General features: G+C 70.6%; 11 protein-coding genes and 1 pseudogene. 5 read left to right on the top strand and 7 right to left on the bottom strand.

The window, feature by feature from the left end; genetic code table 11:
• Positions 1-41: 41 nt before the first annotated feature.
• Entirely contained in the window at positions 42-443 is a 402-nt protein-coding gene (locus tag FHR32_RS32855; protein ID WP_184758382.1) for a GlcG/HbpS family heme-binding protein, read from the bottom strand.
• Between the two features lie 118 nt (positions 444-561).
• Between FHR32_RS32855 and FHR32_RS32850 the strand changes: the two genes are divergently transcribed.
• A complete protein-coding gene (locus tag FHR32_RS32850; protein WP_184758381.1) occupies positions 562-1,563 on the top strand; it encodes a phosphotransferase enzyme family protein in 1,002 nt (333 codons plus the stop codon).
• A gap of 61 nt (positions 1,564-1,624) precedes the next feature.
• Here FHR32_RS32850 and FHR32_RS32845 read toward each other — a convergent pair.
• From FHR32_RS32845 to ureA, 5 genes and pseudogenes are all read right to left on the bottom strand, one after another.
• A pseudogene (locus tag FHR32_RS32845) lies at positions 1,625-1,732 on the bottom strand (helix-turn-helix domain-containing protein); the annotation flags it as partial.
• A 347-nt stretch (positions 1,733-2,079) separates the two neighbouring features.
• Positions 2,080-3,858, bottom strand: coding sequence for a tetratricopeptide repeat protein (locus FHR32_RS32840; protein WP_312882808.1), 1,779 nt, complete (start codon positions 3,856-3,858; stop codon positions 2,080-2,082).
• A 375-nt stretch (positions 3,859-4,233) separates the two neighbouring features.
• Positions 4,234-5,220 carry an agmatine deiminase family protein gene (locus FHR32_RS32835; RefSeq protein ID WP_184758669.1) on the bottom strand — a complete coding sequence of 329 codons (987 nt, stop codon included), beginning with the start codon at positions 5,218-5,220 and terminating at the stop codon, positions 4,234-4,236.
• A 33-nt stretch (positions 5,221-5,253) separates the two neighbouring features.
• Positions 5,254-6,903: an urease subunit alpha gene (locus tag FHR32_RS32830; protein ID WP_184758379.1), complete on the bottom strand. Its 1,650-nt coding sequence runs from the start codon at positions 6,901-6,903 to the stop codon at positions 5,254-5,256.
• On the bottom strand, positions 6,900-7,736 hold the full coding sequence (gene ureA / locus FHR32_RS32825; RefSeq protein ID WP_184758378.1) for an urease subunit gamma: 837 nt from the start codon (positions 7,734-7,736) through the stop codon (positions 6,900-6,902). The genes FHR32_RS32830 and ureA overlap by 4 nt, the downstream gene beginning before the upstream one ends.
• Before the next feature lie 66 nt (positions 7,737-7,802).
• Here ureA and FHR32_RS32820 point away from each other — a divergent pair, with 66 nt between their 5' ends.
• Positions 7,803-8,396, top strand: coding sequence for a TetR/AcrR family transcriptional regulator (locus FHR32_RS32820; protein WP_184758377.1), 594 nt, complete (start codon positions 7,803-7,805; stop codon positions 8,394-8,396).
• A 95-nt stretch (positions 8,397-8,491) separates the two neighbouring features.
• Here FHR32_RS32820 and FHR32_RS32815 read toward each other — a convergent pair whose 3' ends face one another.
• Positions 8,492-9,703: an ROK family transcriptional regulator gene (locus FHR32_RS32815; RefSeq protein ID WP_184758376.1), complete on the bottom strand. Its 1,212-nt coding sequence runs from the start codon at positions 9,701-9,703 to the stop codon at positions 8,492-8,494.
• A 185-nt stretch (positions 9,704-9,888) separates the two neighbouring features.
• Between FHR32_RS32815 and FHR32_RS32810 the strand changes: the two genes are divergently transcribed.
• Genes FHR32_RS32810 through FHR32_RS32800 form a run of 3 tightly spaced genes read left to right on the top strand, consistent with a single transcriptional unit; the run spans position 9,889 to position 13,003 of the window.
• Positions 9,889-11,265 carry an extracellular solute-binding protein gene (locus tag FHR32_RS32810; protein ID WP_184758375.1) on the top strand — a complete coding sequence of 459 codons (1,377 nt, stop codon included), beginning with the start codon at positions 9,889-9,891 and terminating at the stop codon, positions 11,263-11,265.
• A complete protein-coding gene (locus FHR32_RS32805) occupies positions 11,262-12,185 on the top strand; it encodes a carbohydrate ABC transporter permease (protein WP_184758374.1) in 924 nt (307 codons plus the stop codon). Before FHR32_RS32810 ends, FHR32_RS32805 begins: the two co-directional genes overlap by 4 nt.
• Positions 12,182-13,003 carry a carbohydrate ABC transporter permease gene (locus tag FHR32_RS32800; RefSeq protein ID WP_184758373.1) on the top strand — a complete coding sequence of 274 codons (822 nt, stop codon included), beginning with the start codon at positions 12,182-12,184 and terminating at the stop codon, positions 13,001-13,003. Before FHR32_RS32805 ends, FHR32_RS32800 begins: the two co-directional genes overlap by 4 nt.
• Position 13,004 lies beyond the last annotated feature (1 nt).

The raw sequence follows: 13,004 nt of genomic DNA, 5'->3' as shown, positions 1-13,004 counted from the left end.
CCGGCACCGGAGGTAACCCGATGGTCGCCTGTTCCGCTCGCCTACGCCCCGTCCCAGAGCTCGGCGGCGGCCTCGGCGCAGGCCACGTCCTGGGCGAGGGTGCCGCCGCTGACGCCGACCGCGCCCGCCACCCGCCGGCCCTCGCCGAACTCCCAGAGCGGGATGCCGCCGCCGAAGCACACGTACCGGTCTCCCGCGAGGCCGTAGAGGTCTCCGCCCGGAACGACCAGGAGCGCGAGGTCCGCGGTGGACATCCGATGGGCCACCGCGGTGTAGGCCTTGCCGGAGGCGAGGGCCGGACCGGCGATCTGGGAACCGTCCATTCTCTGGAAGGCGACCAGGTGGCCGCCCGCGTCGACCACCGCCACCGAGACGAGGGCGCCTTCACGCCCGGCCTGCTTCACCGAGGCCTCACACATGCGCAGCGCGAGTTCGAGGTTCACCGGGCTCCTTTAGCCTCTGAAGGCTTGGCAGTAGACAATTCGGTTTGTATCCGTCGCCGACCGGCGGTGCAAGATCTCATGTGAGATCAGCGGTTCCGCCTATCTGAACGGAGAATCCATGCGGGTCCACGACCTGTCCGCCGGAGGCGACGTGCTGGCCCGCGTGCACGAGACCGCCCGGGACGCGGTCCGGATCCACGGCCTGCCGGACGCCGAGGTCACGCTGATCAACGTCTCGGAGAACGCCACCTACCGGGTGGACGACCCGGCCACCGGGGCGCGGTCCGTCCTGCGGGTGCACCGTCTCGGCTACCACGCCACCCCGGCGATCCTGTCCGAGCTCGCCTGGCTGGGCGCGCTCCGCGAGGAGGCCGGGGTCCGCACCCCCCGGGTGCTCCCGGCACCGGACGGCTCCCCGGTGCTGACCGTCCCCGGCGTGCGGCCCCGCGACTGTGTGATGTTCGAGTTCCTGCCCGGCGCCGAACCGGCTCGGGAGCGGCTGGTCCGCGACTTCGAGCGGCTCGGCGCGATCACCGCGCGGATGCACCGGCACGCGCGGAGCTGGCGGCCTCCGGCGGGGTTCACCCGATTCCACTGGGACTACGACGCCGCTCTGGGGGCGGAGGCGCGCTGGGGCCGCTGGCAGGACGGCCTGGGGATGGATCCCGGGGCGCGGGCCATACTGGACCGGCTCGCCGGGACGCTGCGGGAACGGCTGCGCCGGTTCGGCCGGGGCGCCGGCCGCTACGGCCTGATCCACGCCGATCTGCGCCTGGCCAACCTGCTGGTGGTGGACGACGGGCCGCCCAGCGTGATCGACTTCGACGACTGCGGTTTCGGGTGGCACCTCTACGACCTGGCCGCCGCGCTCAGCTTCATCGAGGATGATCCTCAGGTCCCCGAGATGGTCGCCTCCTGGGTGCGCGGCTACCGCTCCGTCCTCGACCTGCCGGCCGAGGACGAGGCGGAGATCTGGACCCTCGTCATGTTCCGCCGCCTGCTGCTGGTCGCCTGGATCGGCACGCACACAGGTGTGGAGATCGCCGCCGAACTCGGCGCCGGCTACACCGAGGGCACCTGTGAGCTGGCCGAGCGTTATCTCAGTGGTCCGCTCGGCTGATCGTGGTCCGCCGGCCGTGGGGGAGGACCATGGAAGGCGCGGGGAGGCGACCGCCATGATCCTTGTTGTAGATGAGGCGGGCGCAGCCGAACGTCCGGGCAAACTCTGCGGCCTGCTCGGGGGTCGGGTAGAAGCGGTACTTGAACCCCCGCTTCACGCTCTGCGCCATGGCGCGGAGCGGCCAGGGCCGTACGCGCGTTCGAGAAAATCTCGCGCGGCACTGCTCCGTGTTGCCTCCCCGGGGCTGAAGCCCGGGGTCTCCACACTCAAGGAGATTCGATGAATACCTCGGAAGAGGCGCGGGGGAGGAGAAACTGCCCCCTTTGGGGAGCCGGTCAGCCACGTTCGGGAGCCGGCCCCAGTCGTTTTCTGGGGGAAGATATTATTTTCCTCCTAAAATCCGGATAGTGGTCGGCGGATTCACCGTCGCCGAGGCCGTTATTCCGTTCCGCTCCACCTCCGCCCGGCCCGGTTCCGGAATCTTTGGGCCCGATCCCCGGGGCGCCGCCACAGGGCTCAGACCGTCAGTTCCCGGCGGATGTCATCGTCGTCCGGTGCCAACTCCAGCGCCCGGGTGAGGTCGGCCGTCGCCTCCTCGCCCCGCCCGGCCGCGCGCAGCGCCATCGCCCGGTTGAACAGCAGCGCGGGGTCGGCGCCGGGTTCGAGGGCGCGGGTGAAGTCGGTGACCGCGCCTTCGGGGTCACCGGTCTCGAACGCCAGCATCCCCCGGCTGGCCCAGGCAGCCGTCAGCGACGGTGCTCCTTCCAGGGCCTGGTCGAAGGCGGTCCGCGCCTCCTTGTAGCGGCCCTCGGCCATCTCGACCTGGCCCAGCGCGCACAGCAGGTAGGGGTTGACCGGTTCCAGCGCGAGCCCCGCCTCCGCGTCGGCTCTTGCCCTGTCGTACTCACCGAGTGCGGCCAGCAGCCCGGCCCGGTTGGCCAGCCCGTCCACGAACTCCGGGTCCAGCTCCAGCGCGTGGTCCAGGTCGACGAGGGCGCCCCGGTGGTCTCCGATGGAGAAAAGGATCTCGGCCCGGTTGTAGTACGGCTCGGGGAAGGGCGGGCCGACCCGCATCGCCGTCTCGTAGTCGGCGATCGCCGCGTCCCGCTTGCCGAGCCGGTGCAGCAGGTTGCCCCGGTCGATGTAGTAGTCGGGGTAGCCGGGATCGGCCGCGATCACCGCGTCCAGGTCCTCCAGGGCGTCCTCGGGGCGGCCCAGCATGACGGCGAGCTGTGCCCGGTTGGCCCGTAGCACCAGCCGGTGGATCGGGTGCTCGTCCGGCCGCAGGTCGCGTTCTGCCAGCTCCACCGCCTCCTGGACGAGCTCCAGTGCCTTGGCGGGGTCGCCGCGCCGTACCTCCACCAGTGCGCGGCCGTTGAGGTCGAAACCCAGCTTGAACGCGCGCTCGCGAGGGTCGGGGAGCAGTGTGGAGATGGCGATCGCCTGGTTGACCCAGGCCAGTGCGGCGTTCAGGTCGCGCCGTGCCGGGTCGTGGTGGCGGACTCTGAGCATGCCGGTCGAGTAGGCGGCGGACGCGTGCGTGACAGGGGAGACGCTTTCGCGTCTGGCCAGGTCGAACAGGGCCTCGGCCTCGTCCTCGCGTTCCAGTGAGCCGAGGGCGGTGGCGGTGCTGTGCAGCAGCCGCCACCAGGTCTCCGGTTCGCCGGCGGGGTCGGCGAGTGGCAGTGCGCGCAGCCCCAGCTCCGCCACCGCGTCGTGGAAGCCCGCGTCCAGGCACCACTCGACCGCGGACCGGAACGCCTCCACCGCCTTGTGCGGATCGGTGCCGTGCTCGCGGTGGTAGGGGATCGCGCCGATCCGCGCGCCGATCGTCCCCTCCCGCTCCAGCTCGTCGGCCCGGACGTCGTGCTCCTCCGGGGTCAGGGGCTCATCGGGCACGGTCTGCTCGCCGGTCACGACGGTCAGCAGTTCGGGGCCGATCCGCCGCCGCAGCACCGCCAGGAGTTCGTGGTCGGTGGGGTCGGCCTCGTGGACGTTCTCCACGACGAGCGTCCGCGGGCCGGTCTCCGCCAGGTGCTCGCGGAGGAACTCGGCGAACCCGTTGGACAGGCGGAGTGTGCGGCGGGGGGCATGGACCAGGATCCGCTCCGCCCGGGGCAGGTGGTCGGCCATCGAACGGCGCCTGGCCGGCACCAGCCCGTGCAGGTCCGGCGCCATGGCCCGCAGCTCGATGTCGTAGCGGGTGACCAGCTCAGGTCTGGCCGTGGGGGCCAGGGCCGAGGCGATCGCGCCTCCGGCGGTGTACGGCCCGCGCAGGCGACGGTCCGCGTCCACGGGAGGCAGGAGCAAGGGGGGAAGGGGCGGGTTTTCTGATGGGAGCGGTCCCCGACTCACCAGTCTCCTTTGTGTCGTTTTGTGGCTATTTGTGTGGCTCTAGATCCGGCGCCCACTGCTGGGCGCCGGTTCTATGGATTCCGTGTCAGCCGACGTGCTTGGGGCTGGCGGCCCCACGGAGCGGGACGGTGCCAGACTTGTGAACGATGACATGCTTCATTGCGATGCCTCTCTTGGTAATAAGAACAAATCGCAAGTATTCGCACTAATCGCCCAGATTGACAAGATCTACTTCTTAGAATGGCCGGATGCGGACAGGCCTCTAGACAAACTGAGGAAAAGTGACGCCAAGGTAACCGTACTCCTGTTGTGCTATCAGGGGCGAGGCTGCTGCTGGGTAATACAGTGAATTCCGCCACCGAGGGCGAAGATGGGGCGGGCGTCCACCACTTCGATGGTCCGTCCCGGGAAGAGCCTGGCGAAGATCTCGGCGGCCGCGGCGTCACGCGGGTCGCCGAAGGAGCAGAGCAGGGCCAGACCGTTGGCCAGATAGTGGTTGACATAGGAGTAGTCGGCCAACTCCCCGCCGGCCTCGCGGGTCTCCGGGGCGATCAGCTCGACGACCTCCAGCCGGCGTCCCCTGGCGTCGGTCGAGGCCCGCAGGATCGCCAGGTTCTCCCGGGTGACCTCGTAGTCCGGATGGTCCGGGTCCGGCTGGACGTGACAGAGGACCAGGCCCGGCCGGGCGAAGGAGGCGAGCAGGTCCACATGGCCGCTGGTGCCGTACGCCCCGTAGTCGGCGGTGAGGCCGCGCGGCAACCAGATCACCTTCTCCACGCCGATCCGGGCGCGCAGTTCAGCCTCGACCCGCTCCCTGGTCCAGCCGGGGTTGCGCTTCTCACCGAGCTGGACGGTCTCGGTGACGACGACCGTGCCCTCCCCGTCCACGTGGATGCCGCCGCCCTCGTTGACCATCTCCGACCGGAACCTTCCGGCCCCCGCCCGCTCCAGCACGGCCCGGGCGACCAGGTCGTCCTTGGCATGGGCGTTCCAGCCCCACCCGTTGAACGTCCAGTCCACCCCGGCCAGCGCGCCGGCGCCGTCCACCAGGAAGGTCGGGCCGTTGTCGCGCATCCAGGAGTCGTCCAGCGGCTGCTCCATCACCTCGATCCCGGGGTCCAGCCACCGGGCGGCCGACTCCCGCTCGCCGGGGTCGACCACCATGGTGACCGGCTCATAGCGGGCGATCGTGTTGGCCACGCCCGACCACGAGCGGTAGGAGGCCTCCGCGTCGGCGAGCGCGTAGCCGGCGACCGGCCAGGACATCCAGGTCCGGGTGTGCGGGTGCCACTCCGGCGGCATGAAGAACACGTCGGTGCTCCTTCGGGGACGCGGTCACAGGAAGTAGAGGCGGCTGAGCGAGACCGAGTCGGCGGGGGCCGAGCGGACCGGGTCGCCGTCAAGGGTGACCTGGCCGGACGGGTCCACCTGGACGGAGCCGAGCCGGGAGTTGAGGATCAGGTCCGCGGGGCCGATGCCGCGGGTCCCTCGCACGCCGACGCGGCGGCGGCGGGTCGTCATATGGTCGTTCGCCGCGTCTGCCGCCGCCCCGCTGACGAAGGCCACCGACAGGTCCGCGGCGGTCGCGCCGTACGCGCCGAACTGGGGCCCCAGCACCAGCGGCTCGCAGGTGTCGGTGGAGGCGTTCGGATCTCCGGTCACGCCGTAGGCGGGGAACCCGGCCTTCAGCACGAGCTGCGGCTTGGCTCCGAAGTGGTCCGGCCGCCACAGCACGATGTCGGCCAGCTTGCCCGGCTCCAGCGACCCGACCTCGTGGGAGAGGCCGTGCGCGACGGCCGGGTTGATCGTCAGCTTGGCCAGGTAGCGCAGCACCCGGTCGTTGTCGTTGCGCTCCGGCGCGCCCCGCTCGCCCTTCATCTTCCCGGCCATGGCGAACGTCCGGCGGACCGTCTCACCCGCCCGGCCCATGCCCTGCGCGTCGGAGGAGGTGATGCCGATCACCCCGAGGTCGTGCAGCACGTCCTCGGCGCCCATGGTGCCCGCCCGGATCCGGTCCCTGGCCAGCGCGGCGTCCCCGGGTAGCTCCGGCCGGAGTCCGTGCACCGAGACGATCATCCCGTGGTGCTCGGCGACCGCGTCCCGGCCGAAGGGCAGCGTGGGGTTGGTCGAGGAGCCGATGACGTTGGCCACCCCGGCCAGCTTGAGCACGTCCGGCACGTGGCCGCCGCCGCAGCCCTCGATGTGGAAGGCGTGGATCGTCCGGCCTCCGAGCACGGCGAGGGTGTCCTCCACCGACAGGCACTCGTTGAGGCCGTCGGTGTGCAGGGCCACCTGCACGTCGTGCTCCTCGGCGACCCGTAGCGCGGTGTCCAGCGCCCGGGTGTGCGCCCCCATGTCCTCGTGCACCTTGAAGCCGCTCGCGCCGCCCTCGACCAGCGCCTCCACCAGCGGGGCCTCATGCGACGACGAGCCGCGCGCCAGGAACCCGATGTTCACCGGCCAGGCGTCGAAGGCGTTGAACGCGTGCCGCAGCGCCCACGGCGAGTTGACCCCGACGCCCCAGACCGGTCCGAACTCCTGGCCGATGATCGTGGTGACGCCGGAGGCGAGGGACGCCTCCATGATGCGCGGGCTGAGCAGGTGGACATGGGTGTCGACCGCCCCCGCGGTGGCGATCAGCCCCTCGCCGGACACGATCGTGGTCCCGGTGCCGACCACCACGTCCACCCCGTCCAGGGTGTCGGGGTTCCCGGCCCGGCCGACGGCGTGGATCCGCCCCTCCCGGACGCCGATGGACGCGGTCCGCACACCCAGGATCGGGTCCAGGATCAGCACGTTGCCGATCACCAGGTCGCAGGTGTCCCTGATCGAGGCGGCCTTCAGATGCAGGCCGTCACGCGCGGTCTTGCCGAATCCGGCGAGGAACTCCTCCCCGGGTTTCTGCGAGTCGTGCTCGACCTCGACCACCAGGCCGGAGTCGCCGAGCCTGACCCGGTCACCCTTGCGCGGGCCGTACACGCTCACCTGTCGTCTCCCTCTGCCCGCCGTCCGGTGTCCGCGGCCGGCCCCGGTCGCTCGCTGCCCAGGTATCCGCAGGCCCGCGCCTTGTCCATGGCCCGCTCGAACGCGCCCGGCGCGTCCAGCGGCCCGTCCACCAGCCCGGCGAATCCGATCGCCACCCGCGCGCCGCCGATCGGGACCAACCTGACGGCACGGCTCTCGCCCGGATCGAACCGCACGGTCGACCCCGCGGGGACGGCCAGCCGGCGCCCGTAGGCGGCCGCCCGGTCGAACCTCAGCCGGGGATTCACCTCGAAGAAGTGGAAGTGCGAGGTGACGCTGATCGGCACCGTCGCCGTGTTGGTCACCTCCACCTCCGTGACGTCGCCGGCGGGGACCGAGCCGCTCGCCGCGCCGGGTCCGTCGTCGGAGTGGGCCGGGGTGCCGGCGCGGGTCGTGGCGCCCGCGTGGGTGGCGACGGCGCCGTCTCCGGGGTGTCCCGGGCCGGGTCCGTCCGCCTCGATCACGGCGCCGGGCGCCTCGGTGCCCAGGGAGCCGCCGATCGGGTCGGTGACCACGGCCAGCCGGGTGCCGTCGTCGAAGACCGCCTCGACCATCACCTCGGTGACGACGTCGGCCACCCCGGGCAGCACGTCGTCCGGGCCCAGCGCGCTCCGCCCCGCCTCGATCGCCTCGGCCAGCCGGGCTCCGTCGCGTGCGGCCTCGCAGACCGTGTCCGCGATCAGCGCGGTGGCCTCCGGCACGTTCAGCCGCAGACCTCTCGCCTTCCTGGCACGCGCCAGCCCGGCCGCCGTGAACAGCAGCAGCCGGTCGCGTTCGGCAGGTGTCAGCCGCACAGCCGCCCCCTTTTTAGAACTGCCTTCAAAGTTAGATCGGGATTCTAAACCTGTACGGTATATCCCATGACTGCGCGGCTGGAACGCCCCGACGTGCGAGCACACGTGCTGCGAGCGGCACTGCTGGCGATCGACGAGGTGGGGCCGGAGCGGCTGCGGGTGCGGGACATCGCCGAACGGGCGGGCATGAGCAGCGGTCATGTCATGTACTACTTCGGCAAGCGCGACCGGATCATCGTCTCGACGCTGCTGCTCAGCGAGGACGAGCTGGCCGAGCGCCGGACGGCCGAGCTCGCCGCCGTCGCCGACCCGCGCGAGGCGATCGCCCGGCTGGCGGAGCTGTACCTCCCCGGCGGACCGGACGACGTCCGCTGGCGGTTGTGGGCCCAGGTCATCGCCCGGCCGCCGCAGGACGAGGAGACGCTCCTGCGGATCGCCGGATTCACCGGCACCTGGGTGCGGGAGCTGGCCGGCCTCGTGGTCAGGGGAGTGGGGGAGGGGCTGTTCCGGCCGCTGGGCGATCCGGAGGAGTACGCCACGCGGATGTGCCGGATCATGGACAGCCTCGCGAGCGACGTGCTGCTCGGGCTGCCCGGCAGGGATCCCCGCTGGGCTCACGAGCAGGCCATGAGGGAGATCCGCCGGGAACTGCTGCTCTGATTCCCCGGCAGGCCGGGCTCGCCGATCCCGCTACCCGGCGCGGGGCCGCGAGGGGGCGACCCGGTCGCGGCGGCGAGCGCGTGTGACAGGGGTCCCTAATCGTTGAGGAGAGCGTCGAGCCGGGGGGCGTAAGTGGCGTGGAAGACGAGGGAGGCCGCGCCGATCGCGGCGGCATCGGCGGCGATGGGGGAGATCTCGACCCGCACGGTGTGCAGCCGGCGGGCCAGGGCGCGGGTGGCGACCGCCTCGGCGATCATGTCCCGGTAGGTCCCCCCGATCTCGTGCAGCGCGGGGCCGCCGAGCACCAGCATGTCGAAGTCCAGCATGTTGACGATGCTCACCGCCGCGTCGGCCAGCCGGGCCGCGACCTCGCCGATGACCTCCGCGGCCAGCGGGTCGCCCGCCGCCGCGGCGGCACAGATCGCCTGATGGTCGGCACGCCGGGAGGACAGCGAGCTCTCGACGCCCGCCGACAGCCGGGCCCGGACCGTCTCGACGATCGCGCCGGGGCAGCAGACCGCCTCGACGCAGCCCCGGTTGCCGCAGTAGCACTCCGGGCCGTCCGGCACGACCGTGATGTGCCCGAACTCGGCGGCGTTGGAGGACCGGCCCCGGTAGATCTGGTTGTCGAGGAACAGGCCGCCACCGATGCCGGTGCCCAGGTAGAGATAGACGAAGCTGGGGGTGGCCCGGGCCAGGCCGGCCCAGCGTTCACCGATCGCCGCGGCGGTGGCGTCGTTGTCGCAGGTCACCGGGAAACCGGTGTGCTGCTCCAGCAGGCGTTTGATCGGCACGTGGTCCCAGCCGATCAGGCGCGGCGGGAAGTCCATCACCCCCTCGGCGTCCAGCGGCCCGGGGCAGGCCAGGCCGATGCCGAGGACCCGGTCGTCGGGCACGCCCGCGTCGCGGAGCATCCGCCGTGCCGTACGGGCCATCTGGCGGATCACCGCGTCCGGCTCCAGCCCGGGGCGGAGCGCGCGGTGCAGCCTGGCCACCGGCTGTCCCGCGAGGTCGCAGAGCACGTAGGAGATCTCGCGGGGGTCGAAGTGGATGCCGAGCGCGTGACCGGCGGCCGGTGCGACCCGCAGGATGGTGCGCGGCTTGCCTCCGCTGGAGGGCAGCGAGCCGTCCTCGACGACCAGTCCCTCCTCCAGCAGCCTTCGCACGATCACCGAGACGGTCTGGGCGGTGAGCCCGCTGAGGGCGGCGATCTGGACGCGGCTGATCCCGTCGGAGACCTGGATCGCCTCCAGCACGACGGCACGGTTGTAACTGCCGACTTTCGGCAGGTTCGTGCCCATCTGCATGCCGTGCTCCCGAGGTTCAGTGCGACTCCTCGGCAATATCGCACAGAGCGTTGACTTAGTAAATCAAAAAGATTTAGGTTCGCGTCACCCAACGAAACACGGCTGAAACACGGCCGAGGACCACGCTTCGGCGCGGGATCCAGGGGTCCCGGGACGCTGACCTCGTGGTCAGAATGGAGCCCCCGATGAGACGAGCGATGGTGTCCTCGATGGTGGCGCTCGCGGTCGCCGCCACGCTGTCGGCGTGCGGTGACGGCGCGGCGGAGCCGGGTGAAGGCCAGGCGGGTCGGAAGGAGATCGAGGTCCTCTACAAGGTCGAGCCCACCTGGCCGTATCTGGAGAAGTCCCTGCGCGCCGCCAAGGCGCAGTACGAGGCCGCGCACAAGGACGTGACGATCAAGCTGACCCCGGTCCAGGGCAACAGCGAGGTGTACTACACCAAACTGGCCCTGCTCAACCGGTCGGCGGAGTCGGCACCCGACGTCTACTACCACGACACCTTCCAGGTCAACGCCGACGTCGCCGCGGGCAAGCTCGCCCCGCTCGACGACTATCTGAGCAAGTGGCCCGACTGGACCAGCCAGTTCCCCGACTCGGTGAAGCAGGCGGCCAAGGCCGGCGACGGCAAGATCTACGGCGTCCCGATCAGCACCGACACCCGCGGTCTCTGGTACCACAAGGACGTCTTCGCCAAAGCCGGGCTGCCCGTGCCGTGGGAGCCCGAAACCTGGGCCGACGTGCTCACCGCGGCCCGGACCATCAAGCAGAAGGTGCCTGACGCCATCCCCTTCAGCATGTACTCCACGAAGGTGCACGGCGAGGCGGCCACGATGCAGGGCTTCGAGATGCTGCTGTACGGCGCGCCCGGCGGCACCCTCTACGACGAGGCCCAGAAGAAGTGGGTGACCGCGGGCAAGGCATTCACCGACTCGCTGGCCTTCATCAACACCATCTACCGCGAGGAACTCGGCCCCCGGCAGGCCGACGCGCAGAACCCCAAGCTCGCCGGCCTGGCGACCGACGAGTGGTTCCCCGCGGGCAAGCTCGGCATCAGCCTCGACGGCGCCTGGACCTCCGCGTCCTGGAAGGAGACCGACCCGACGCCGTGGCCGCAGTGGACCGAGAAGATCGGCTGGACCCCGATGCCCACCCAGAACGGCCAGGAGCCTGGAGCGGTCAGCATGTCCGGTGGCTGGGTCATGGCGATGAGCTCCTACGCGCCCAACAAGCAGGAGGCGTTCGACTTCATCACCGTGGCCACCAACAAGGAGAACTCGATGGCCTACTCGGTGGGCACGGGTGACCTGGCCGTCCGCAAGGACGTCGCCGCCGATCCGAAGTACTCCGCAGGCAACCCGGCCGTCAAGTTCTGGACCGACCTGGCCTCGGTGACCCACTACCGCCCGGCCTTCGAGGAGTATCCGAAGGTCTCGGCCGAGGTCCAGGAGGCGATGGAGGCGATGACGAGCGGGTCCAGGACGCCGGAGGAGGCCGCAAAGAGGTACGCCGAGGCACTGCCGGGCGTGGTCGGCGGCGCCGACAAGATCGTCACTGCCCCATGACCGTCACGGCGGCGGCTCCCGCCCGGGTGGCCGGCTCCCCCCCGCCGGGGGAGCCGCGCCGTGACCCCCGGCGGACCCTGCGCTGGCTGCTGCCGATGGGGCCGGCGCTGGTCCTGCTGGCGGTCTTCCTGGCAGGGCCCATCCTGTGGACCTTCTACATCGCCTTCACCAACGAGACGCTGACCGGCAGCGCCTCGGTGAACTCGCGCTTCGTCGGGCTGGACAACTTCACCCGGATGTTCGCCGACGACGACTTCGTCAACTCGTTCGTGCTCACCTTCCTCTTCGTCATCGGATCGGCGGTGATCGGGCAGAACATCCTCGGCCTGCTGATCGCGCTGCTCCAGCGGGGCCGTGGCCGAGTGACCAGGGCGGTGGTCAACGGCGTCGTCATCGCCGCCTGGGTGGTGCCCGAGGTGGTCGCCGCCGCCTGCTGGTACTCCTTCCTCGCCGAGGAGGGCACCCTCAACAGGGTGCTCGGCATCTCCCAGGAGTGGCTGTTCACCGCGCCGATGGTCGCGGTCATCCTGGCCAACGTCTGGCGTGGCACCGCCTTCTCCATGCTGGTCTACTCGGCGGCGCTGTCGGACGTCCCCGGCGAGCTGCTGGAGGCCGCCTCGGTGGACGGCGCGGGCCTGTGGGCCCGGCTGCGGCACGTCACCCTGCCGCTGATCCGGCGCTCGATCATGTCCAACCTGATGCTCATCACGCTCCAGACCCTGGCGAGTTTCGGCCTGATCTACGCGCTCACCGGCGGCGGCCCGGGCACGGCCAGCCAGACCACGCCGCTGTACATGTACGAGCAGGCCTTCCGCTACTTCGAGATCGGGTACGGCAGCGCGATGGCCCTGGTGATGCTGGTCATCGGCGCGCTGTTCTCCCTGTTCTACCTCCGGCTGATCAAGGTGGAGGACCGATGACGCGGATTGCCGCCCGTGGCGCCGCGCTGGGCTCCCTCGCGGTGATCACGCTGGCGTTCCTCGGCCCGTTCCTGTGGGTGCTGCTCTCCTCGGTGCAGCCCGAGTCGAACCTGTCGGCCACGCCCACCTTCGAGTTCTCGTTCCGGAACTTCGACGCCGTGCTGAACTGGGAGACCGTCTACCTCCCGGTCATCAACTCCGTCGTCATCTCGGGGAGCACCGCGGTCATCACGGTCGTCGTCGCCGGGCTGGCCGCCTACCCGCTCTCCCGCTACCGCCTGCGGTTCAAACGGCACTTCCTGCTGACGCTGCTGTTCACCACCGGGCTGCCGGTCACCGCGATCATGGTGCCGGTCTACTCCATGTTCTTCCGCTTCAACCTCTACGGGTCGCTCCCGGCCATGGTTCTCTTCCTCGCGGCCAGCTCGCTGCCGTTCGCCATCTGGATGATGAAGAACTTCATGGACGGGGTGCCGGTCAGCCTGGAGGAGGCGGCCTGGGTGGACGGCGCAGGCTGGTTCCAGTCGCTGACGCGGGTCGTCGGCCCGCTGATGGCCCCCGGCGTCGCGGTCGTCGCCATCTTCGTCTTCGTCGGCCAGTGGGGAAACTTCTTCGCCCCGTTCGTCCTGCTGGACGCGCCGGACAAGCAGCCGGCGGCGGTGACCATCTACACCTTCTTCTCCCAGTACGGCCAGGTGGCCTACGGCCGGCTCGCGGCTTTCTCGATCATCTACACCGCGCCGGCGGTGTTCCTCTACGTCGCCGTGAGCAAGTATCTCGCCGGTTCGTTCAGCTTCGCCGGCTCAGTGAAGGGTTGAC

This window comes from Streptosporangium album (assembly GCF_014203795.1).
GTDB lineage: Bacteria > Actinomycetota > Actinomycetes > Streptosporangiales > Streptosporangiaceae > Streptosporangium > Streptosporangium album.
The sequence above is the reverse complement of the archived record's forward strand: the minus strand, read 5'-3'. Positions and strand labels throughout refer to the sequence as shown.